The sequence below is a fragment of the Xanthobacter sp. 126 genome (assembly GCF_000526175.1).
GTDB lineage: Bacteria > Pseudomonadota > Alphaproteobacteria > Rhizobiales > Xanthobacteraceae > Xanthobacter > Xanthobacter aminoxidans.
This window is the reverse complement of the sequence record NZ_JAFO01000001.1, coordinates 5133229-5155176: the sequence shown is the minus strand read 5'-3', so window position 1 is coordinate 5155176 and position 21948 is coordinate 5133229. Positions and strand designations below refer to the sequence as shown.

Here is a 21948-nt window from a genome sequence, read left to right as displayed (position 1 = left end):
GTCACTCTAGGAAGGCCGGATATGGAGGAATAATACCGTTTTCCAATCCGCATATAAGGAAAAGCGATGCCCTGCCGGCGCGCCCCGAGCGAGGTGAGGGAGACGAAGGTGGTGGGGTCGTCCTGACCCGCCGCTGTCGTTGCCGAGGCCCGTCCTGCACGCGGCTTCCCGCCTCAACGCGGCGATTTCAAGCCGGGGCCGGCGCGGGATAGTCTGTGTCCCGAACGAGGGCGGGGAGGGGCGGGGATGACCGAGCCGGGGGTGCTGCGCATATCCATCGGCGTGACCCTGCTGCTGGCGCTGCTGGGCATCGTGTTCGGCCTGCTGTCGGGCTCCTATGCCATCGTGTTCGATGGCGTCTACGCCCTCACCGACGCCAGCATGACGGTGCTCGCCCTCGTGGTGGCGCGGCTGATTGCGACCTCCACCGCGCCGGGGGCCTCGGCCAAGGGGCTCGTCGCGCATTTCACCATGGGGTTCTGGCACCTGGAGCCCATGGTGCTGGGGCTTAACGGCATCCTGCTCATGAGCGCGTCGGTCTATGCGCTCATCAATGCCGTGGGCAGCCTCATGTCGGGCGGCCGGGCGCTCGATTTCGACCAGGCCATCCTCTACGCGGTCATCACGGTCGCGGTGGCGCTGTTCATGGCGCTGTTCGTGCGGCGGGCGAACCGGACGATCCGCTCCGATTTCCTCGCGCTCGACGCCAAGGCGTGGCTGATGTCGGCCGGGCTCACCTTCGCGCTGCTCGTGGCGTTCCTCGTCGGCCTCGCGGTGCAGGGCACGCCGCGCGCGTGGATCTCGCCCTATATCGATCCGGTGGCGCTGGCGGTGGTCTGCCTCGTCATCATCCCCCTGCCGTTCGCCACGGTGAAGCAGGCGCTGGCGGACATTCTGCTCGTGACCCCGCCTGCGCTGAAGGAGCATGTGGATGCGGTGGCCGCCGCCGTCGTGGCGCGCTACGGCTTCCTCTCCTTCCGCTCCTATGTCGCGCGGGTCGGGCGGGGGCGGCAGATCGAGCTCTACTTCATCGTGCCCCAAGGCTGGCCGGCCATGCGGCTGGAGCAGTGGGACGTGATCCGCGACGAGATCGGCGCCGCCATCGGCAACGACACGCCCGACCGCTGGCTGACCATCGCCTTCACCACCGATCCGGAATGGGCGGACTGAGCCTGTTGCGCCCGTAAATTGGTCAGGCCAATTTTCTACTTGCGGCATGGCGTCACTCCGTTCATAGAGTTTTCCCGCGCCATATGGCGATATTGGACTGACCAATATCCCGATGCCGCATGGGAGCCGCCCCTTGGCCGACCTGACCGACACCATCGAAGCCCTCATCGCCGAACGCGGCCTTCAGCCCGGCGCGCGCCTGCCGGCCGAGCGGGCGCTGGCGGCGGAGCTGAACGTGTCGCGGCCCACGCTGCGCGAGGCCATCCGGCATCTTGCGAGTCGCGGCCGGCTGGTGAGCCGCAGGGGTGGGGGCACCTATGTGGCCGCGCCGGCCGATGCGCCGCTGGCGCAGGCGCTCGGTCCGCTGGCGGCCGAGGCGGCGGGGGAGCCGGGCTACTGGCACGACGTCATGGAAATCCGCAAGTCGCTGGACGCGGACATGGCCTTCCACGCCGCCCTGCGCGCCGGCCCGCAGGACAAGGCCAACCTTCAGGCGGCGCTGGAGCATGTCATCTCCGCCGGCGCCACCGATGCGGCCACGCAGGCGAAAGCCGATTCCGCCTTCCACATGGCGGTGGCGGAAGCCTCCCACAATGCGGTGATGCGGCAGGTGATGGCGGGGCTGTTCGACCTGCTGCGCCACTCCATCTCCCGCAGCCTGGAAAAGCTGTACCTCATCGCGAGCACCGCGCAGGCGCTGGACGACCAGCACCGCGCCATCGCCGCCGCCATCATCGCGGGGCGGCCCGAAGAGGCGCGCAAGGCCGCGCTGCTGCATCTCGAATTCGTCGAGGAAACCCTGCGGGAGATCGAGGACGACGCGGCGCGCCGCCGTCGCTCGTCCCGCGTCGCCCAACGCCAGAACCAGCAAGAGAAAGAACTGACGCCGTGATCATCTCCTCCGCCTCGGACTATCGCGAAGCCGCCCGCCGGCGCCTGCCGCCCTTCCTGTTCCACTACATCGACGGCGGCGCCTATGCGGAAGTGACGCTGGGCCGCAACGTCTCCGACCTCACCCAGCTCGCCCTGCGCCAGCGCGTGCTGAAGAGCGTGGGCGAGGTGGACCTGTCCACGACGCTGCTCGGCGAAAAGCTCGCCATGCCCATGGCGCTGGCCCCGGTCGGCCTGTGCGGGATGTTCGCCCGCCGTGGCGAGGTGCAGGCGGCCAAGGCCGCGCTCGACAAGGGCATCCAGTTCACCCTCTCCACCGTCTCGGTGTGCCCCATCGAGGAAGTGCGCGCCAAGGTGGAGAAGCCCTTCTGGTTCCAGCTCTATGTGCTCAAGGACCGCGGCTTCATGAAGAACGCGCTGGAGCGCGCCTGGGCGGCGGGCATCCGCACGCTGGTCTTCACCGTGGACATGCCGGTGCCCGGCGCGCGCTATCGCGATGCCCATTCCGGCATGTCCGGCCCCAATGCCGCCGTGCGCCGCATGGTGCAGGCCGCGCTGCATCCCTTCTGGGCCTATGACGTGGGCCTGATGGGTACGCCGCACGATCTCGGCAACGTCTCCGCCTATCGCGGCAACAAGACCACGCTGGAGGATTATGTCGGTTGGCTCGGCGCCAATTTCGATCCCTCCATCGGCTGGCGCGACCTCGAATGGATCCGCGAGTTCTGGAAGGGGCCGATGGTCATCAAGGGCATCCTCGATCCCGAGGACGCCGAGGACGCGGTGCGCTTCGGCGCCGACGGCATCGTGGTGTCGAACCATGGCGGCCGGCAGCTCGACGGCGTGCTCTCCTCGGCCCGCGCGCTGCCGCCCATCGCCGACAAGGTGAAGGGGAGCCTCGCCATCCTCGCCGATTCCGGCATCCGCTCCGGCCTCGACGTGGTGCGCATGGTGGCGCAGGGGGCGGACGGCGTGCTGCTGGGCCGCGCCTTCGTCTATGCGCTGGCGACCGACGGCCAGAAGGGCGTGGAAAACCTCATCGATCTCTTCGCCAAGGAGATGCGGGTGGCCATGACGCTCACCGGCGCGCGCAACCTCTCGGAAATCTCCAGCGAAAGCCTCGTGCGCGAGGTGGAGCAGCCGCTGAAGAACATCTCCGCCGCGGCGGAGTGAGGGGGGCAGGGCGGTTTGGCACCTCGCGGTGCCGCTCATCCCCGCGCCGCCATCCGCGGCGCATAGCCGGCCCGCAGCACCGCCACCGTGGGCCGGGGTGTGAGCACGGTCACGACCGTGCCGGATGCGACTGAAGCAGGCGCGCCGTAGCCGGCGTGGCTCCAGCGGTGGAGCGCGCCCGCGTCCACGAGGAAGGCCTCGCCCGGCCGCTCGTCCAGCGCCACGAAGGTGCCGGCAGGCAGATCGCGCAGGGCGGCGACGTGCGTCACCTGATGGCCGCGCGCGATGCGGGCCTTATGCAGCGCCTTGTCCATGTCGCCAGCGCGCAGGGGCGCATCCTCGGGAAGGGCGAAGGCCCGGCGCCACGCCTGCTTGAACGCCTGATAATCCGCGTGCCGGCATTCGCCGCAGGGCCGATGACCGGCGGCCAGCGCCACCGCCTCGTCCATGAAGAAGAGCGGCGTGTAGCGGCGCGGATCATCAAGATCGATCCGCCGGCCCCGGAAGGATGTGACGCAGCACACCCAGCCGCGCGCGTGCCAGATCTTCTGCGTGCCGTCCCGCCGGCGCAGATTGCCCCGGTTGCCCATGAACAGGCCGCGCGCGGGCACCGCCTCGAACATGCCGAGGGGCGTCACCCGGTTCTGGCGGTGCGTCGCGGACAATCGGTTCTCCCGCGCAGGGGACGCGATGGCCAAGGGATACGGCCGGAAGCCGGTCAGGCCCACCCGAAACGCCCGGCGAATGCGAGGGCTTCAGCCGGTGGGCTTCTCCTTCAGCCCGTAGGCGGCGAGGAACACCCGGACGGCGCGGGCGACCGTGCGCTCGATGTCCTCCTGCGTCGGCGCGTCGGACAGGCCGAACATCAGCGCCTTCACCTGATTGCCCTGGCACAGGTTGAAGAATTCGAATGCGGCCGCCTGGCAGTCGTCCACGTCGAGCTGGCCGAGTTCGACCTGCCGCCGCAGAAGCTCGGCGAGACGGCGGCCGCCGTAGCAGGGGCCGGTCTCGAAGAAAGTCTGGCCGATGGCCGGGAACTTCTCCGCCACACCGAACACCATGCGGACGAGACGGATGTGGTTCGGGCGGATCATCATGCTCATGAAGGACACGCCGATGCGCGTCAGCAGGGTCTCGGCGTCGGCGTCGGCCTCGTCGAATTCGAAGAGGCGTTCCGCCGATTGCCGGCGGTCAGCCTCCACCAGAGCGCGGAACAGGTCCGCCTTGCTCTGGAAATAGACGTAGATCGTCGCCTTGGACACGGACGCCGCGCGGGCGATCTCGTCCATGCTGGCGCCGTCGAAGCCCTTGTGGAAGAACACGCGGCGCGCGCCGTCGATGATGTCGAGGCGCTTCTTGGCCTCCATATCCTGCTCGGCGGGAGAGGGGGCGTTCCCGTCCGTGGCGCGCTCCTTGGCGCGTTCGAGTGCCTCGTTCATGTCCGCCCTCCTTCGGCGGGTTCCTGCATGGGACCGTTCCAACATTTTGTCAAAGTAATTGACTAAACCGTTCAGTTCAATATGATGGCTGCAGATTTTGACTAAACCGTTCAGTCAGGCCCCAGCTGGCCGGGAGAGACCAAGGTGGCTCAGATCATCAAGAAAGAAGCGGCGTCGCCCGCTCTTGCACCCGCACCGCAGCCGGATGCGCAGCCCGAAACCCCCTCGGCTGGCGTGACCGTGCTCAAGGCGCGGCGGGAGGAGACCCATCCCGCCGCGCCTGCGGTGGAAGCGGAGGTTCCGGGACCCGCCAAGGACCCTTCGAAGCCGCGCTCGCGCAAGCCCTTCATCTTCGGCACGGTCCTGGCCGTCCTCGCGGTGGCCGGCGGCTGGTATGGCCTCAACTGGTGGCAGGTGGGCCGCTTCCAGGTGTCGACGGACGACGCTTATGTGGCGGCCGACACCTCCGTCATCGCGGCCAAGGTCGGCGGCTATGTGAAGAGCGTGGACGTGGACACCAACCAGTGGGTCAAGGCCGGCGACGTGATCGCCCGCATCGATGACGGCGACTATCGCCTCGCCCTCCAGGCGGCGGAGAACAAGATCGCCACCCAGCAGGCCACCCTCCTGCGGTTCGACCAGCAGGAGACGGCGGCCCACGCCACCGTCGATCAGATGAAGGCGCAGCTCGCCTCGGCCGAGGCCGACCAGAAGCGCGCGCAGGCGGAATTCGACCGGCAGGACAAGCTCGCCCGCTCCGACTTCGCCAGCCGCTCCACCGTCGACAATGCCCGCGCCGACAAGGACAAGACCGCCGCCAGCGTGGAGGCCGCCAAGGCCGCCATCGCCTCCGCGCAGGCGCAGGTGGTGGTGCTCGCCGCCCAGCGCACCGAGGCGTCGCATGTGCTCGACGAGCTGAAGACCGCCCGCGACCAGGCGAAGCGCGACCTCGACTTCACCATCGTGCGCGCCCCAATCGACGGGGTGGTCGGCAACCGCGCCGCGCAGGTGGGCCAGCTGGTGCAGACCGGCACGCGCCTCGTCGCCGTGGTGCCGCTGGAGGGCGTCTATGTGGACGCCAACTTCAAGGAGACCCAGCTCGGCCGCCTGAAGCCCGGCCAGAGCGTGGATGTCTATGTGGACGCCTATCCGGACCATGAGTTCGCCGGCAAGGTGGTGAGCGTGTCGCCGGCCTCGGGCTCGGTGTTCAGCCTGCTGCCGCCGGAGAACGCCACCGGCAACTTCACCAAGATCGTGCAGCGCATTCCCGTGCGCATCGCCATCGATCCCAGGGTGCTGGCCAAGCACGAGCTGCGCCCCGGCATGTCGGTGACGGCGACGGTTGACACCAAGTCCACCCCCGCCACCTCCACGGCCGCCGCGCCCACCCCTTCGCCCGCGTCCTGAGCCCGGACAGGAGGCGCGGCCATGGCCGACACCCTGACACTGAAGCCATCCGCAGCGGGCGCTCCCTCTGCCGCGCCTCCTGCCGCCCCCGCCGCGCATGTGGACGGGCGGCGCATGTTCGCCTTCCTGTGCATGGTGTTCGGCATGTTCATGGCGATCCTGGACATCCAGATCGTCTCCGCCTCCCTATCGGAGATCCAGGCGGGCCTCGCGGCCTCGTCGGATGAAATTTCCTGGGTGCAGACGGCCTACCTCATCGCTGAGGTGGTGATGATCCCGCTGTCGGGCTTCCTGTCGCGGGCGCTGTCCACGCGCTGGCTGTTCGCGGCCTCGGCGGCGGGCTTCACGCTCATGAGCTTCATGTGCGCGACCGCCTCCTCCATCAACGAGATGATCGTCTACCGCGCGCTGCAGGGCTTCCTCGGCGGCGGCATGATCCCCACCGTCTTCGCCGCCGCCTACACGGTGTTCCCGCGCGAGAAGCAGCCCATCGTGGCGCCCATGATCGGCCTCGTGGCGACGCTGGCGCCCACCATCGGCCCGACGGTGGGCGGCTATCTCACGGACCTGTTCTCCTGGCACTGGCTGTTCCTCATCAACGTCATTCCCGGCATGTTCGTGGTGCTGGCGGCGGTGACGCTGATCGACTTCGACGAGCCGGATTTCGCGCTGCTCGACAAGTTCGACTGGTGGGGCCTCATCTTCATGGCGGGCTTCCTCGGCAGCCTCGAATTCGTGCTGGAGGAGGGGCCGACCAACGACTGGTTCGAGGACCAGTACATCGTCGCCTTCGCCATCGTGTGCGCCGTGTCGTCCCTCGCCTTCTTCGCTCGCGTCTTCTCCACCGATCATCCGGTGGTGGACCTGCGCGCGTTCGAGAACCGCAATTTCACCATCGGCTCGGCCTTCAGCTTCATCATGGGCATCGGGCTCTACGGGCTCACCTATCTCTATCCCGTCTTCCTCGGCCGGGTGCGCGGCTACTCGGCGCTGATGATCGGCGAGACCATGTTCGTCACCGGCGTCGCCATGTTCCTCACCGCGCCCATCGCCGGGCGGCTGATGACCAAGATCGACCCGCGCATCATGATGGGGGCCGGCTTCGCCGCGTTTGCCGTCGGCACCTGGTGGGTGACCTACATCACCAAGGACTGGGATTTCTGGGAGCTGTTCATCCCGCAGATCCTGCGCGGCGTGGGGCTGATGATCGCGATGATCCCCATCAACAACATCTCGCTCGGCACCATGCCGCCGGCGCAGATGAAGAACGCCTCCGGCCTGTTCAACCTCATGCGCAACCTCGGCGGCGCGGTGGGGCTCGCGCTCATCAACACGGTGCTGAACAACCGCTGGGACCTGCATCTCGCCCGCCTGCACGAGCGTGTGGACTGGGCGAGCGCGGCGGCCGTGGAACGGCTCGACACCATCACTGCCGGCTTCGCGAAGCTCGGTTCCGATGCCTCGGCGGCGGCGCTGAAGCAGATGGCGGCGATCGTGCGCCAGCAGGCGCTGGTGATGGCCTTCTCGGATGTCTTTTACCTGCTCACCTTCCTGTTCGTCGCTCTGGTGATCGCCGCGCCTCTGATGAAGCGCCCCAAGCCCGGCGCCGGAGGCGGCGGGGGTCACTGAGAGGTTCCGGCGCCGCAGGCGCAATCGTCACCACCGTCATGGCCTGCCCTCAACGTGGCCGGACGAGGCCCGGCCCTCGCTGCCCGCGACGACCTGACGGTTCCGTGATCCCGCAGTGCGGAACCGAACGTTCGAACCGGCGTTGGACGCCGGTTCGGCTGGCGTCGTCTGGCAGGCCGTCCCAATCCATGCGCATCCTGACGGCAACGGCCGCGCTCGCGCCGCTCCGCACCCGATTCCATCAGCCACAGGCACCCATCCGAAGGAGGATCAGGCACCCATGGCGAGCACCCGCGATCTCGATATCAACCGGCGCGACATGATCCTCGCCGGGGCCGCCACGGCGGTCGCCTCCTCCCTTCCCGGCGGCGCCGAGGCCCAGCCCATGCCGCTGCCGGCCGGGGCCGGCGCCAGCCACGCGAGCGTCTCCCTCACGGTCAACGGGGTCATCCGCGAAGTGGAGGTGGACACCCGCACCACGCTCCTCGACCTCTTGCGCGAGACCTTCCACCTCACCGGCACCAAGAAGGGCTGCGACCACGGCCAGTGCGGCGCCTGCACGGTGATCGTGGACGGACGGCGGATCAATTCCTGCCTGTCGCTCGCGCTCATGCACGAGGGCCAGAGCGTCACCACCATCGAGGGGCTGGGCACGCCCGACCAGCTCCACCCCATGCAGGCGGCCTTCGTGGCGCATGACGGCTACCAGTGCGGCTATTGCACGCCGGGGCAGATCTGCTCGGCGGTGGCGGTGCTCGCCGAGGTGAAGGCCGACATTCCCAGCCACGTCACCGGCGACCTCACCACACCGGTCGAACTCACCGAGGCGGAAATCCGCGAGCGCATGAGCGGCAACATCTGCCGCTGCGGCGCCTATTCCAACATCGTGGAGGCCATCGTCGAGGTGGCGGGGAGGCGCGCATGAAGCCCTTCACCTACGAGCGCGCCCTGACGCCGGCCGCTGCGGCGGGCGCGGCGGCAGCGACCCCCGGCGCCCGCTTCATCGCCGGCGGCACCAATCTCCTCGACCTCATGAAGTTGCAGATCGAGACGCCGGCCCACCTCATCGACGTGAACGGTCTCGGCCTCGACAAGATCGAGGCGAGCGAGGACGGCGGCCTGCGCATCGGCGCGCTGGTGCGCAACACCGATCTTGCCGCCGGCGCACGGGTGCGGCGGGACTATCCGGTGCTCTCCCGCGCCCTGCTGGCCGGCGCCTCCGCGCAATTGCGCAACAAGGCGACCACCGCCGGAAACCTGCTCCAGCGCACGCGCTGCCCCTACTTCTACGACCCCGCGCAGGCCTGCAACAAGCGCGCGCCCGGGAGCGGCTGCGCGGCGCTCGGCGGCTATTCGCGCCAGCTCGCCATCATCGGCGGGAGCGAGGCCTGCATCGCCACCCATCCGAGCGACATGGCGGTGGCCATGCGTGCCCTCGACGCGGTGGTGGAGACCGTGCAGCCCACCGGCGCCACGCGGCGGATCGCCATGGCGGACTTCCATCGTCTGCCCGGCGACACCCCCCATATGGAGACCGTGCTGGAGCCCGGTGAACTCATCACCGCCGTCACCTTGCCGAAGCCGGTGGGCGGGCGGCAGGTCTATCGCAAGGTGCGCGACCGCGCCTCCTACGCCTTCGCCCTCGTCTCCGTCGCAGCGGTGATCCAGGAGGATGGCACCGGGCGCATCGCGCTGGGCGGCGTGGCGCACAAGCCGTGGCGGGTGGAAGAGGCGGAGGCCGAGCTGCCGCGCGGCGCCAAGGCCGTGACCGAGCGTCTGCTCGCCGGCGCGAAGCCCACGCCAGACAATGCGTTCAAGGTGACGCTCGTGGAGCGCACCCTCGGTGCCGTGCTCGCGGACGGGAGGAATTGAGCCATGAAGTTCGAGACACCCGCCGCCGACAATCCCATCGACCAGCTGAAGATCATCGGCCAACCCGTCTCCCGCATCGACGGGCCATTGAAGACCACCGGCACCGCGCCCTATGCCTATGAGCGGCACGACGTGGCCCCCAATGCCGCCCACGGCTTCGTGGTGGGCGCGACCATCGCCAGGGGCCGCATCACCGCGCTCGACACGTCGACGGCGGAGGGGGCGCCGGGCGTCGTCGCCGTGGTCACGGCCGCCAATGCCGGGCCGCTGAAGAAGGGCAACAACAATACGGCGTTGCTCCTCGCAGGTCCCGAGGTGGAGCACTATCACCAGGCGGTGGCTTTGGTGGTGGCCGATACGTTCGAGCAGGCCCGCGCCGCGGCCGCGCTGGTGAAGGTGGATTATGCCCCCGCCGCCGGCGCCTTCGACCTCGCCAAGGCCATGGACGGCGCCGTTAGACCTGAGAAGGGCGACGGCATGGGCGGGCCGGCCGATACGGCGGTGGGCGACTTCCACGGCGCCTTCGCCGCCGCCCCCGTGCGCCTCGACGCCACATATTCCACCCCCGACCAGACCCACGCCATGATGGAGCCATACGCCTCCACCGCCGCCTGGGACGGCGACCGGCTGACGGTGTGGACCTCCAACCAGATGATCGAATGGGGCCGGAGCGATCTGGCGAAAATGCTCGGCCTGCCCAAGGACAGGGTGCGGATGATCTCGCCCTATATCGGCGGCGGCTTCGGCGGCAAATTGTTCGTCCGGGCGGATGCGCTGCTCGCGGCGCTGGGCGCGCGGGCGGCGCGGCGGCCGGTGAAGGTGGCGCTGCATCGCCACCTCGTGGCCAACAACACCACCCACCGCCCCGCCACCATCCAGCGCATCCGCATCGGCGCGGGGCGGGACGGGCGCATCACCGCCATCGGCCATGAGAGCTGGTCCGGCGACCTGCCCGGCGGCGGGCTGGAGACGGCGGTGAACCAGACACGCCTGCTCTATGCCGGCGCCCATCGCCTCACCGCCATGCGGCTCGCCACCCTCCATCTGCCCGAGGGCAACGCCATGCGCGCCCCTGGCGAGGCGCCGGGCCTGATGGCGCTGGAAATCGCCATGGACGAGATGGCGGAGAAGCTGAGCCTCGACCCGGTGGAGTTCCGCGTCCTCAACGACACCGAGCGCGATCCCGAAAACCCCGACCGCCCCTTCTCCCAGCGCCAGCTGGTCGCGTGCCTCCGCCTCGGCGCGGAGCGGTTCGGCTGGAGCCGGCGCAATCCCAAGCCCGGGCAGGTGCGCGACGGTGACCAACTGATTGGCATGGGCATGGCGGTGGGCTTCCGCAACAACCTGCTCATGAAGTCCGGCGCGCGGGTGCGGCTCGACGGCGAGGGCCGGGTGACGGTGGAAACCGCCATGACCGACATCGGCACCGGCAGCTACACCATCCTCGCCCAGACGGCGGCGGAGATGATGGGCGTGGGGCTCGACAAGGTGCGCGTGGTGCTGGGAGATTCGGATCTGCCGGCCTCCTGCGGCTCGGGCGGCCAGTGGGGCGCCAACAACGCCACCTCCGGCGTCTACGCCGCCTGCATGAAGCTGCGCGAGGAGGTGGCCCGCACCCTCGGCTTCAATTCGCAGGAAGCCGTGTTCGCCGATGGCGAGGTGCGCGCCGGCAACCGGGCCGTGCCGCTGGCCGAGGCGGCGGGAGCGGACGGGCTGACGGCCGAGGACACCATCGAATATGGCGACCTCGGCAAGCGCTACCAGCAATCCACCTTCGCCGGCCATTTCGTGGAAATGGCGGTGGATGCGGCCACGGGCGAGGCGCGGGTGCGCCGCATGCTGGCGGTGTGCGCCGCCGGGCGCATCCTCAACCCCAAGACTGCCCGCAGCCAGGTGATCGGCGCCATGACCATGGGGGTGGGCGCCGCGCTGTTCGAGGAGCTGGCGGTGGACACGCGCCACGGCTTCTTCGTCAACCACGACCTCGCCGGCTACGAGGTGCCGGTGCATGCGGACATCCCGCACCAGGAGGTGATCTTCCTCGACGAGGCCGATCCCACATCCTCGCCCATGAAGGCGAAGGGCGTGGGCGAGCTGGGCCTGTGCGGGGTGGGCGCGGCGGTGGCCAACGCGCTCTACAACGCGACGGGGGTGCGGGTGCGGGACTATCCCATCACCCTCGACAAATACATCCACCGCCTGCCTGAGGTGGGGTGAGCGGGAAAACGGCGCGCGGGTGTCGGGTGCGTCGCGCGCCGTTCGTCCTTTTGGGGTGACGGGCGGCGCCGCCGCCTCTGACAGGGAGAAGAGACATGCCCGGCACCGTTCGCCTGCATCGCATCCTCACCACCAGCCCGGAGAAGGTCTATCGCGCCTTCATCGAGGCCGATGCCCTCGCCAAGTGGCTGCCGCCCAACGGCTTCACCTGCACGGTGCATCATCTCGACGCCGTGGTGGGCGGCACCTTCCGCATGTCGTTCCGCAACTTCACCACCGGCCACAGCGATGCCTTCGGCGGGGAGTTTCACGAGTTGGTCTCCGGCGAACGTGTGCGCTACACCGACCGCTTCGACACGCCCGCCCTGCCCGGCGATATCGACGTGACCATCGTGCTGAAGAAGGTCGCCATGGGCACCGAGGTGGAGATCACCCAGACCGGCATCCCGGACGTCATTCCCGTCGAGGCCTGCTATCTCGGCTGGCAGGACTCCCTGCGCAATCTGGCGCGGCTGGTGGAGCCCGAGATCAACCAGTAGCGCGGGCGTCCCCGGTCTCCGACCGGCGCCGCATGGCGGGACGCTCAAACGCTGCGCGGGGGGCTTTCCCGCTGCCTTCGCTCAGGCGCCGCGCGGGCTTCCCCGTTGCCTTCGCTCAAACGCCGCGCGGGCTTTCGATCACATCTGCGCCCAGCTCCGGAGCAGGTTGTGGTAGACATTGGTGAGCTGGAGCACCGCCGGCTCGTCGTCCGGCAGGCGGCTGCGCACGGCCATGATGGCGAGGTCGAGGTCGTAGAGCAGCGCGCGGCGGCCATCGTCCGGGATCATGGACTGGGTCCAGAAGAAGGAGCCCCAGCGGCTGCCGCGGGTGATCTCGCGCACGCTGTGCAGGCTGCTGGCGGGATAGACCACCGCATGGCCGGCGGGCAGCTTCACCTCGTGGACGCCGTAACTGTCCTCGATGAGGAGTTCGCCGCCATCATAGTCGGCGGGATCGGTGAGGAAGACGGTGGTGGAGACATCCGCCCGCATCCGCCGCCGGGCGCCGGGGATGGCCCGGATGGCGCCATCCACATGGGCGCCGAACTTCATGCCCACGTCGTAGCGGTTGAACATGGGCGGCAGCACATGGAGCGGCATGGCCGCCGAGTTGAAAATCCCGTTGCGGCCCAGCGCCCTCAGGATGAGGTCGCCCAGCTCCTGCGCCTCGGCCGACTCCACCGGAATCTGCAAATTCTGCTTGGACTTCGCCGCCTGCGCGCCGGCCGTCACGCGGCCGTCCACCCAGGGCGAGCCCTCCAGCACGCGGCGGCAATGGGCGACTTCGGCCGCATCGAGCAGGTTCGGGATTTCAACGAGCATCGCGCATCCAAAAACGGGGAGCGGCGGCCCGGCCATCTGACCGCGCCGCCGGATCGTGAGGGGTCAGCGAAGGGCCACTAAAAGGTGTAGCCGACGCTCAGGGTGAACGAGCGGCCCGAGGCGGGAATGGCACGGTTGCCCCAGCCGGCCGAATAGTTCAGCGCGTTGGTGAGGTTGTATCCGTTGAGCGCCACCCGGTAGTTCTCGTGCTTGTACGAGATCAGCGCGTCGAGCGAGAAGGTCTCGGGAATGATGGCCGTGTTGGCGCTGTTGGTGAAATAGCCGTCGGCATAGGTGATGCCGCCGCCCACCAGAAGCTGGCCGGGGATGGCCCGCACCACGCCGCCCTTGATGAGGTCGTAGGTGGTCCAGAGCGTGAAGTTGTTGGGCGAGACGAAGGGCACCTCGTTGCCCACATAGCTCAGCGTGGTCGAGGTGAGGATTTCGCTGGAATAATAGGCGTAGCCGGCCTGGATGGTCCAGGCGTCGGTGATGGTGCCGGTCACGCCCAGCTCGATGCCCTGCACCCGCTGGTTCTCGCCGCTCTCCACGGAATCGCCGGTGACGGGATCGGTGTAGAAGACGTTGCTCTTGTCGATGCGGAAGAGCGCAGCCGTGAGGCCGAGCCTGCCGTCCAGCACCGAGACCTTGGCGCCGGCCTCCCACGTCTCGTTGTCTTCCGGCGAGAGATTGTTCTGCACCGGGTTGACGACGGTCACGTCGTTGGTCGGGAAGCCGCCCTGCGGGCTGAAGGACTTGGCGTAGGAGACATAATAGGTCTGGGTCTTGGTGGGCTCCCAGATCAGCGAGGCCTTGGGGCTGAAGAAGCGGGTGTCGGAATCGGCATAGATCCAGGTGCCCTTGCTGTTCAGGCAGCCCGGCACGGTGGAGGTTCCCTGCGCGTCCACGCACCAGTATTTGTAGTCGGTGGAGTAATTGTCCCAGCGGATGCCGCCGAGGATGGAGAGCTGGTCCGTCAACCAGATGCGGTCGCTGGCGAAGGCGCCGAAATCGTAGGTGTTGCTGATCTTCTGGCCATTGTTGCCGAAGGGGTTCTCATAGAGGAAGTAGCCGGTCGTATTGGCGTAGACCGGGTTCCAGATGGTGGAAAGCCCCTTGCTGCCGGAGAGGGCAATCAGGTTGCGGCTGTCGCTGACGAAGTAATAGTCGATGCCGGCCACCAGCTCGTGCCGCAGGAATCCGGTGTTGAACTTGGCGACCATGGTCGCGACATTCTCGGCCGCGAGACTCTCCTGCAGATAGCCGGGATTGCCGCCGCCGAAGGTGATGGCCGGATTGTTGCCCGCGAAGAACTGGCCGGTGCAGCTCGCGGCATAGGTCTTCGGCGTCGCGGGCACGGTGTTGGTGGAGCCGTTGCTGCAGCCGGGCACCGAGGTCGCGAAATCGCGGGTGTAGTAGCCGACGCGGCTGTCGTTGGTGAAGGTCAGCCAGTCGTTGATCTCGTTCTTGTAGTTCGCCGTGAACATGTTGGTGTTGGTGATGTCGCGGTCGGTCTCCTTGCCGTAGAAATTGGAGCGCGGGACGCCCCATTCCGTCACCGGCTGGCCGACGGCGCCGAACTTCTTCACGTCGTTGAACAGCGGCGTCACCACGGGCACGCCATAATCCGGCGTGCGGTCGCCATGCTGGTAGAGATAGTTGAGATAGAGCGTCTGGTTGGTGCCGAGGCCGAAGCCCAGCGAGCCCATGAGGCCGTAGCGGTTGGCCTCCACATGGTCGCGGTCCACGATGTCCTGATCGTTGAACATGCCGACGATGCGGGCGGCCGTGGTGTCATCGATCTGCTTGTTGAAGTCGAACACGCCGCGATAGAGCGGGCCGGAGCCGAACTGGCCGTCCACGTCATACTTGTCGCCGCGATGCGCCTGCTTCAGCTGCATGTTGATGGCGCCGCCCGTAGTGCCGGAGCCGAAGCTCTCCGAGCTTGGCCCCTTGAACACCTCCACGTTCTCGTAGGCGAAGCTGTCGCGCACATAGACGCCGAAGTCGCGCAGGCCGTTGACGAAGACGTCACCCTTGGCCTGGAAGCCGCGGATGCGGAACTGGTCGCCGTTCATGCCGCCACCGCCCTCGCCGATGCCGACGGTGACGCCCGGAACGTTGCGCAGCGCCTGCTCCAGCGTCGTCACGCCCTGCTGCTGCATGGTCTGCTGGGAGATGACGGTGACGGTCTGCGGCGTGTCCTGGAGCGTGCCGGGCAGGCGCGAGAGCCCGGTGGTCGCCTCAAGCGAATTGACCGGCTCGCCATCGGCGTCGACGACGATGGTCGGCAGGTCCGCGTCGGTGCCGGTGGGCGCGGACGCCTGCTGCGCGAAGGCCTCCGCCAGCGGCACCGCCGACAGTGTCATCGCAAGGCCGGCGCCCACCGTCGTACGCGACATGGCGGGCCGAAGTGTGCTCAACGCTCCCATGATCTTTCCCCGTGAGGTGAGAAGGCCCGGCAATTGGCGGCGGCGCGCCACGGGCTCACATCGTCAATATTTTAGAGATGAGGATGTTCGCGAATAAGTTGTGATGGAATATCTGGTAGAAACGAATGGCTTCAAAACGCAGTCCTGCTCTGTCCGGCGTGATCTTGGCTGTAGGAAATCTCTGGCCGCTCTCATCGGGGCCATGTAATCGCGGTCATCATTCTGTTGCAGGAGGTATAAGGTCGACACATTCCGCAGCGCAACGATTATGTTTTTGATCGGGTCTAAGAAAGGCGGAAAAGGGGCTACTGGAGACGATGTAATACGTAGAGCTACACATGATTACGTCGCCTGTAGCCATTCCAATTCATAATTCTTCCATTTAAGAACTGCCGCCGCCGTATTGACAGGGCGGCTCGGCGCGACGGTCAATCGCCCGTCTTCCGACCCCTCGGGGACGGCGACGGGGCGGCATGATGAACGAGCGGATTTCCTACAGCGCCTTGAAGGGCATGAGCGCGGATGAGCTGCGCGCGCAGCTTTCGGCCGAGCCGGCGCGGAGTGCCGCGCTGGTGCGGGCGGCGGCGCATAACGGCATCTTGAGCGCGCAGGTGGTGTACGGCCAGATGCTGCTGGACGGCACCGGCGTCCCGCGCGATCCGCAGGCCGCGTACCGCTGGTTCGTCATCGCCGCCGATGCGGGCAGCCTCGACGGCGTGAACATGGTGGGGCGCTGCCATGAGCTGGGCTGGGGCGTGCCGCGCGACCTCGAGGAGGCCGGGCGCCGCTATCGCGCGGCCGCTGTCGAAGGGCATGTCTGGGCGCAGTTCAACCTCGGCACGCTGCTAGTGAATGCCGCCGAATTCACCGGTGATCCGGCCCTTGCGCTCCACTGGTTCGTGCGGGCGGCGCGGCGGGGGCATCCCAAGGCCATGGCCATGGTCGGCCGCTTCCTGGAGCAGGGCTGGGGCCGGCCGGTCGATCCGGCGGCGGCGCGCCGCTGGTATCGCCGCGCGGCGCTGGGCGGGGATTATCGCGGCCAGTTCGACTATGCCCGCACGCGCTATGCGGACGGCGCGGCGGAAGAGGCCATCGCCTGGTTCGCCCGCTCGATGGAGACCGCCGTCCCGGACTTCTGCCGGCTGGCGGCGGAGGGCTTGCGCGCGTCGGGCGATCCCGCCCTCGTTGCGATCGCGGATCGGGCGCTGGAGCGGGTGCGCCATGCCGAGACGGAGGAGGCCGAGGCGGCGCAGGCGGAGGCCGCGCAGCGGGAGGCGGCTGTCCGCAAGGCGCGTCCGCGGCGCGGCTTCGGCCGCTGGCTGCGGCGGCGGTGAGGGCGCGTCAGTCCCGCGCCAGCGCGGTCACCGGGTCGAGCCGCGAGGCGTTGCGCGCGGGCAGATAGCCGAAGCTGACCCCGATGAGGCTGGAGCACACCACGGCGGCGATGATGGAGCTCGCCGAATAAATCAGCGTGAAGTTCGAGCCCGAATAGGCGAACAGCACGCCGAACCCCAGCGCCAGCCCGATGCCGGTGACGCCGCCCACGAGGCACACCAGCACCGCCTCGATGAGGAACTGATTGAGGATGTCGCTCTGCCGCGCCCCCACCGCCATGCGGACGCCGATTTCCCCCACCCGCTCCGACACCGACACCAGCATGATATTCATCACCCCGATGCCGCCGACGATGAGGGAGATGACCGCGATGGCGGCGATCAGCACCGTCATGGTCTCGGTGGTGGCGGTGATTGTGTTGCGGATGTCGTCGGTGTTGATGATGAAGAAGTCCTTGGTGCCGTGGCGCTGCAGGAGGAAGCGCGTCACCTGCTGCTCGGCCACGTCCATGGGCGCGTCGTCGGCCACCTTCACGGTGATGGAGCGCAGCGAGGTCGAGCCCACGAAGCGGGACTGCACCGACGTGTAGGGCAGATAGACGGAGAGGTTCTGGCTGGAACCGAACCCGCCCTGCTGCGGCGCCGCGACGCCCACCACGCGGGCGAACACGTCGCCGATGAGGATCACCTTGCCGAGCGGCCCGCCGGGCACGTCCTGAAACAGGGTGCGGCGCGTGTTCTCGTCGATCACCGCATCAAGTTCGCGCCCCCGCACGCTGTCGGCGTCGAACAGCCGGCCCTGGGTCAGCTTGACGCCCTTGGCGGCGAAATAGCCCTCGCCGACGCCGTTGACGAGGGCGCTCGCCTCGGTGCCGCCGTAGCGCACGGTGGTGGATTTGGAGACGGTGGGCGTCACCGCCGCCACATAATGCTGGCGGGCGAGGGCGTCGGCATCGGCCACCACGAGGGTGGTGATCTTGCCCGAGCGTGTGTCGCCGAAGGTGCGGCCGGCGAAGATCTCCAGCGTGTTGGTGCCGAGGCCGGAAATGTTGGCGAGCACCTTCTGCCGCGAGCCCTCGCCCAGCGCCACCACGCACACCACCGAGGCGATGCCGATGATGATGCCCAGCATGGTGAGGAAGGTGCGCAGCCGGTGCGCGTTCATGGCCAAAAGCGCCATGATGAAGGCTTCATAGAGCCGGTCGCCGAAGGCGCGCCAGCGGGCGATGCGCGAGGGCGGCGCGGCGGCGGCCTTGGGCACGCTCGCCATGCGGGTGCGAGCAGCGGACGAGGGACGGTCGGCGACGATCTCGCCGTCGCGAATCTCGATGACGCGCTGCGCCCGCTCGGCCACCGTCATGTCGTGGGTGACGATGATGATGGTGCGGCCTTCGGCGTTCAGCTCGTCGAGAATGCGCAGCACCTCGGCGCCGCTGCGGGAATCCAGCGCGCCGGTGGGCTCGTCGGCGAGGATCACGTCGGCGCCGTTCATCAGCGCGCGGGCGATGGAGACGCGCTGCTGCTGGCCGCCGGAGAGCTGGCCCGGCCGGTGGCCGGTGCGATCCGCCATGCCGAGCCGGGCGAGAATGGCCTCCGCCCGATCGCGCCGGGCCTCCCTGTTGGCGCCGGCATAGACGGCGGGGATCTCCACATTGCCCAGCGCCGAGAGTTCTCCGAGCAGATGGTAGCGCTGGAAGATGAAGCCGAAATGCTCGCGCCTGAGCGCCGCCAACTCGTCCGGCTCCAGCGCCGCGGTCTCCTTGCCGCTCACTCGGTAGCTACCGGAGGTGGGCCGGTCGAGGCAGCCGAGGATGTTCATGAGCGTCGACTTGCCTGAGCCCGAGGCGCCGACGATGGCCACCATCTCGCCGCGGGCGATATCGAGGTCGATGCCCTTGAGCGCTGCGATGGTGCCCTCGCCGGAGGGATATTCGCGCCACACGCCCTTGAGCTGGATCAGCGGCGCCTCGCGCGGGGCGGCCTCGGCCACGGGTTGGGCGAGCGGGGCGTTCATGCTCATGGCCATCTCAGAGGCCGCCCATGGGCGGCCCCGGAGGTCGGCGCTGCTGCTGGGCGCCGGCCGCGCCGGCCACCGCCTCGCCCGTCACCACGCGTTCACCCTCCTGAAGGCCGGAGCGGATCTCCGCCGTCACCTTGTCGTTGAGGCCAACCTCCACCGGGCGGCGCTCCACCGTGCCGTCGCTATTGAGCACGCGCACGCGCCAGCCCTTGCCGGTCCGCTCCAGCGCGGTGGAGGGCACGGTGAGCACGTTCTCGGCCCGCCCGAGGATGATGTGCACCTCGGGCGTCATGTAGGTGCGCAGCCGCCCCTTGGGGTTCGGCACGTCGAACACGCCGATGTAGTAGATCGCCGAGGACGTGGTGGAGGACGATGACGAGGACGACGAACTGCTGCTGGTGGTGGAAAAGATGCTGTCGTTCTTCAGGCTTTCCGGCGCCGGCTCGATGAAGCCGAGCTTGGCGTTGTGGCGCTCGTCCGGCGCGCCGACCACGGTGAACCAGAGCGGCATTCCGGGCGCGACCTTGATGATGTCGGCCTCGGAAATCTCCGCGCGCACCATCATCACGTCGAGCTGGCCGAGGATGGCCACGGTGGGCGCGGTCTGCGTGGCGTTCAGCGTCTGGCCCTGCTGCGCCACGAGGGCGAGCACGGTGCCGTCCGCCGGGGCGGTGATCTGCGTGTAGCCGAGATTGGCGCGGGCGGTGTCCACCGCCACCTGCGCCGAGATGATCTGGGCATCGAGCGCCGCGAGCTGCGCGCGCGTCACCTTCACCGCGGAATCGGCCGCCTCGAAGTCCGCCTGGGAAACCGCCTTTTGCGCCACCATGGTCTTCTGGCGGGCGAGGGTCTGCTCGTTCAGCACGAGGGTCGCTTCCTTCTCGGCCTTCTGCGCGCGGGTGTTGGCCAGCGCCGCCTCGGCCGTGCGCAGGGAATTCTCCTGGGTCACGGAATCGATCTGGGCGATGAGGTCGCCCTTCTTCACCTCATCCCCCAGTTTCACCTTGATGGAGAGGATGCGGCCCGAGGCCTGCGAGCCCACCGCCACGAGGTTGGAGGGTTTCAGCGTGCCGGAGGCCAGCACCGTCTCCTCCAGATTGCCGCGGGTGACGGGCGCGGTCATCAGCCCGGTGCCGGGCACCGGGGCGGTGTAGCGGCTGTAGCCGTAGGCGCCGGCGGCGATGAGGAGCGCGAGCAGTCCCCAGCGCCACAGCCGGCGGCTGGGCTTCTTCTTCGTGCGGGTCGCGCCGGCGGCCGGCGCCGTGCGGGTTTCGTCGAGGGGCGGCAGGGCATTCACGGTCGGGCGCTCCCGTCACTGCTCGCGGGCGGCACGATGCGGGCGAAGTGGGGGCCGGTGTTCTGGTCCACCACCTCGGGCTTCGAGGTGTCGACCACCCCGTCCCAGCCGCCGCCGAGCGCCTTGTTGAGGGCGATGTAATATTTGGTAGTCGCGACCCGGCTCTGGATGAGCTGGGTCTGTGCGGAATAGAGCGAGCGCTCCGCGGTGAGCACGTCGAGGAAGCTCGTGGAGCCGTTCTCGTAGAGCGTCCGGGAGAGCCGCGCCGCCTCCCCGTAGGAGGTGACGGCGATGGTCAGCTTGCCGGTCTTGAGGCGCTGCTGGGATAGGGAGACGGAGGCGTTCTCCACGTCCTCCAGCGCCGTCAGCACGCTCGCCTTGTAGGCGATGAAGGACACGTCGCGATTGGCCTCTGCCACGTCCACCAGCGCCTTGAGCTGGCCGCCGGTGAAGATCGGCACGGTGAGCGTCGGCCCGAAGGCCCAGCTGATGGACGAGGCGCGCCCGAGATCGCCGAGCCGCGAGCCGGTGGTGTCGATGTTGCCGGTGATGCTGATGGACGGGTAGCGGTTCGCCTCCGCCTGACCGATGAGGGCGGTGGTCTGGCCGAGCTGCCGTTCGGCCGCCCGCACGTCCGGCCGGTTGGTCAGCACGTCGGCGGGAATGCCGCGCGGCACCGGCAGGCGCGGGGTCGGAACCGGCTTGACCCGCGACAGGCGCAGCATGAGCGCCGCCGGCGGCTGGCCGGTGAGCACCGAGATGCGGTGGATGGCCGCCGCGAGGGACGCCTCCAGCTCCGGGATGTTGGCCTCGGTGGAGGCGACGAGGCCGGAGGCGTTGGCGAGGTCCACGGCCGAGGCGGCGCCGGCATCGAGCTTGCGCCGGGTCAGCGCCTCCGTCTCCTTCTGCGAGGCGGCGGTGCTGCGGGCGAGGGCGATCTGCGCCTGATAGCCGCGCACGTCCGCATAATAGGAGGCGACATCGCCCACCAGCGTCAGCAGCACCGCGTCGAGACTGTTGACCACCGCATCCACATTGTAGGCCGCCGCCTCCACCCCGCGGCGGTTGGCGCCGAACAGGTCGACCTCCCAGCTGGCATCGAGGCCGGCCTGATACTGGCCGTAGCCGTTGGAGACGGTGATGTCGCCATTGGGGCTCACCCCGCCGCCGCTGTCGCCCCGCGTGCCGGAGGCATTGCCGGTGATCTGCGGGAACAGCGTTCCCATCTGCTGGTGGTAGGAGGCGCGGGCGGCTCGGACATTGGCCTTGGCGGTGGCGACATCGAGATTGCCGGCGACCGCTTCCGTCATCAGCGCATCGAGCATGGGGTCGCCCATCCGCCGCCACCATGCCTTCAGCTGCGGCGCCGCCTCCGCCCGCTTCGCCGTCGCCCCCCAGTGACCGGGGAGGGTCAGCTCCGGCGTGTCGTATTCCGGCCCGACCGCGCAGGCGGAGAGCATGAGTGTGCCGACGACGCCCAGGGCCGCCCGCAGGGATCTCGCCCGCCGAGGCCGCCACCCCACGGGTCTCTCCCCCACGGGTCTCGCGACCGGGGGACATCCGGCCGGAGAGGGGGCCGCCGGGTCGGTCTGGCCGTCTAAACCATGCACGCGCAACCTGCCTTCCCGCCCCGAAATTGAATCTCGTCCCGAACCTGCACCGAATGCCGACCTGACACCCACCTGACACCTGGTGAAAGTGCGCCA

17 protein-coding genes are annotated in these 21948 nt (G+C 68.6%); 10 read left to right on the top strand and 7 right to left on the bottom strand.

Annotated features, from left to right (window positions below):
* The first annotated feature begins 246 nt into the window (after nt 1–246).
* The 3 genes from XAN126_RS0124355 (at nt 247) to lldD (ending at nt 3234) form a co-directional block, all read left to right on the top strand.
* Entirely contained in the window at nt 247–1170 is a 924-nt protein-coding gene (locus XAN126_RS0124355; RefSeq protein WP_024281161.1) for a cation transporter, read from the top strand.
* A gap of 133 nt (nt 1171–1303) precedes the next feature.
* Entirely contained in the window at nt 1304–2062 is a 759-nt protein-coding gene (locus tag XAN126_RS0124350) for an FCD domain-containing protein (protein ID WP_024281160.1), read from the top strand.
* Complete coding sequence (gene lldD, locus XAN126_RS0124345) at nt 2059–3234, top strand: FMN-dependent L-lactate dehydrogenase LldD (RefSeq protein ID WP_024281159.1); 1176 nt, start codon at nt 2059–2061, stop codon at nt 3232–3234. The genes XAN126_RS0124350 and lldD overlap by 4 nt, the downstream gene beginning before the upstream one ends.
* A 35-nt stretch (nt 3235–3269) precedes the next feature.
* On the opposite strand, the gene XAN126_RS0124340 is transcribed toward lldD, so the two are convergent.
* Together XAN126_RS0124340 and XAN126_RS0124335 are read right to left on the bottom strand one after the other, a co-directional pair.
* Nucleotides 3270–3899 carry a hypothetical protein gene (locus tag XAN126_RS0124340; RefSeq protein WP_024281158.1) on the bottom strand — a complete coding sequence of 210 codons (630 nt, stop codon included), beginning with the start codon at nt 3897–3899 and terminating at the stop codon, nt 3270–3272.
* A 90-nt stretch (nt 3900–3989) separates the two neighbouring features.
* Nucleotides 3990–4673, bottom strand: a complete 684-nt coding sequence (locus XAN126_RS0124335) for a TetR/AcrR family transcriptional regulator (protein ID WP_024281157.1) — start codon at nt 4671–4673, stop codon at nt 3990–3992.
* 144 nt (nt 4674–4817) lie between these two features.
* Here XAN126_RS0124335 and XAN126_RS0124330 point away from each other — a divergent pair, with 144 nt between their 5' ends.
* From XAN126_RS0124330 to XAN126_RS0124305, 6 genes are all read left to right on the top strand, one after another.
* Nucleotides 4818–6080 (top strand): HlyD family secretion protein, encoded by a 1263-nt coding sequence (locus XAN126_RS0124330; RefSeq protein WP_024281156.1) that lies wholly within the window; start codon nt 4818–4820, stop codon nt 6078–6080.
* A 21-nt stretch (nt 6081–6101) separates the two neighbouring features.
* Nucleotides 6102–7709: a DHA2 family efflux MFS transporter permease subunit gene (locus tag XAN126_RS0124325; RefSeq protein ID WP_024281155.1), complete on the top strand. Its 1608-nt coding sequence runs from the start codon at nt 6102–6104 to the stop codon at nt 7707–7709.
* 280 nt (nt 7710–7989) lie between these two features.
* Nucleotides 7990–8634, top strand: coding sequence for an aldehyde dehydrogenase iron-sulfur subunit PaoA (paoA, locus tag XAN126_RS0124320; protein ID WP_024281154.1), 645 nt, complete (start codon nt 7990–7992; stop codon nt 8632–8634).
* On the top strand, nt 8631–9581 hold the full coding sequence (locus tag XAN126_RS0124315) for a xanthine dehydrogenase family protein subunit M (protein ID WP_024281153.1): 951 nt from the start codon (nt 8631–8633) through the stop codon (nt 9579–9581). The genes paoA and XAN126_RS0124315 overlap by 4 nt, the downstream gene beginning before the upstream one ends.
* 3 nt (nt 9582–9584) lie before the next feature.
* Nucleotides 9585–11798, top strand: coding sequence for an aldehyde oxidoreductase molybdenum-binding subunit PaoC (paoC, locus tag XAN126_RS0124310; RefSeq protein WP_024281152.1), 2214 nt, complete (start codon nt 9585–9587; stop codon nt 11796–11798).
* 95 nt (nt 11799–11893) lie between these two features.
* A complete protein-coding gene (locus tag XAN126_RS0124305; RefSeq protein WP_024281151.1) occupies nt 11894–12337 on the top strand; it encodes an SRPBCC family protein in 444 nt (147 codons plus the stop codon).
* A gap of 138 nt (nt 12338–12475) precedes the next feature.
* Here the strand turns inward: XAN126_RS0124305 and XAN126_RS0124300 are convergent, their stop codons facing one another.
* Nucleotides 12476–13159 carry a Fe2+-dependent dioxygenase gene (locus XAN126_RS0124300; RefSeq protein ID WP_024281150.1) on the bottom strand — a complete coding sequence of 228 codons (684 nt, stop codon included), beginning with the start codon at nt 13157–13159 and terminating at the stop codon, nt 12476–12478.
* A gap of 77 nt (nt 13160–13236) precedes the next feature.
* A complete protein-coding gene (locus tag XAN126_RS0124295) occupies nt 13237–15591 on the bottom strand; it encodes a TonB-dependent siderophore receptor (protein ID WP_024281149.1) in 2355 nt (784 codons plus the stop codon).
* A gap of 476 nt (nt 15592–16067) precedes the next feature.
* Between XAN126_RS0124295 and XAN126_RS0124290 the strand changes: the two genes are divergently transcribed.
* Entirely contained in the window at nt 16068–16925 is an 858-nt protein-coding gene (locus XAN126_RS0124290) for a tetratricopeptide repeat protein (protein ID WP_197024091.1), read from the top strand.
* 7 nt (nt 16926–16932) lie between these two features.
* Here XAN126_RS0124290 and XAN126_RS0124285 read toward each other — a convergent pair whose 3' ends face one another.
* From XAN126_RS0124285 to XAN126_RS0124275, 3 genes are all read right to left on the bottom strand, one after another.
* Entirely contained in the window at nt 16933–18945 is a 2013-nt protein-coding gene (locus XAN126_RS0124285) for a MacB family efflux pump subunit (RefSeq protein ID WP_024281147.1), read from the bottom strand.
* Between the two features lie 7 nt (nt 18946–18952).
* Nucleotides 18953–20128 (bottom strand): efflux RND transporter periplasmic adaptor subunit, encoded by a 1176-nt coding sequence (locus XAN126_RS0124280; RefSeq protein WP_245272403.1) that lies wholly within the window; start codon nt 20126–20128, stop codon nt 18953–18955.
* A gap of 110 nt (nt 20129–20238) precedes the next feature.
* The gene (locus XAN126_RS0124275) at nt 20239–21765 is read right to left on the bottom strand and encodes an efflux transporter outer membrane subunit (protein WP_051460680.1); all 1527 of its coding nucleotides are present in this window, start codon (nt 21763–21765) and stop codon (nt 20239–20241) included.
* Nucleotides 21766–21948 lie beyond the last annotated feature (183 nt).

Bases quoted from the DNA above. Each gene is read 5' to 3' on its own strand.
- XAN126_RS0124295 (WP_024281149.1), bottom strand. From the start codon at position 15,591: ATGGGAGCGTTGAGCACACTTCGGCCCGCCATGTCGCGTACGACGGTG.
- XAN126_RS0124325 (WP_024281155.1), top strand. From the start codon at position 6,102: ATGGCCGACACCCTGACACTGAAGCCATCCGCAGCGGGCGCTCCCTCT.
- XAN126_RS0124290 (WP_197024091.1), top strand. From the start codon at position 16,068: ATGAACGAGCGGATTTCCTACAGCGCCTTGAAGGGCATGAGCGCGGAT.
- XAN126_RS0124355 (WP_024281161.1), top strand. From the start codon at position 247: ATGACCGAGCCGGGGGTGCTGCGCATATCCATCGGCGTGACCCTGCTG.
- XAN126_RS0124285 (WP_024281147.1), bottom strand. From the start codon at position 18,945: ATGAGCATGAACGCCCCGCTCGCCCAACCCGTGGCCGAGGCCGCCCCG.
- XAN126_RS0124315 (WP_024281153.1), top strand. From the start codon at position 8,631: ATGAAGCCCTTCACCTACGAGCGCGCCCTGACGCCGGCCGCTGCGGCG.
- XAN126_RS0124300 (WP_024281150.1), bottom strand. From the start codon at position 13,159: ATGCTCGTTGAAATCCCGAACCTGCTCGATGCGGCCGAAGTCGCCCAT.
- paoC (WP_024281152.1), top strand. From the start codon at position 9,585: ATGAAGTTCGAGACACCCGCCGCCGACAATCCCATCGACCAGCTGAAG.
- XAN126_RS0124305 (WP_024281151.1), top strand. From the start codon at position 11,894: ATGCCCGGCACCGTTCGCCTGCATCGCATCCTCACCACCAGCCCGGAG.
- XAN126_RS0124335 (WP_024281157.1), bottom strand. From the start codon at position 4,673: ATGAACGAGGCACTCGAACGCGCCAAGGAGCGCGCCACGGACGGGAAC.
- paoA (WP_024281154.1), top strand. From the start codon at position 7,990: ATGGCGAGCACCCGCGATCTCGATATCAACCGGCGCGACATGATCCTC.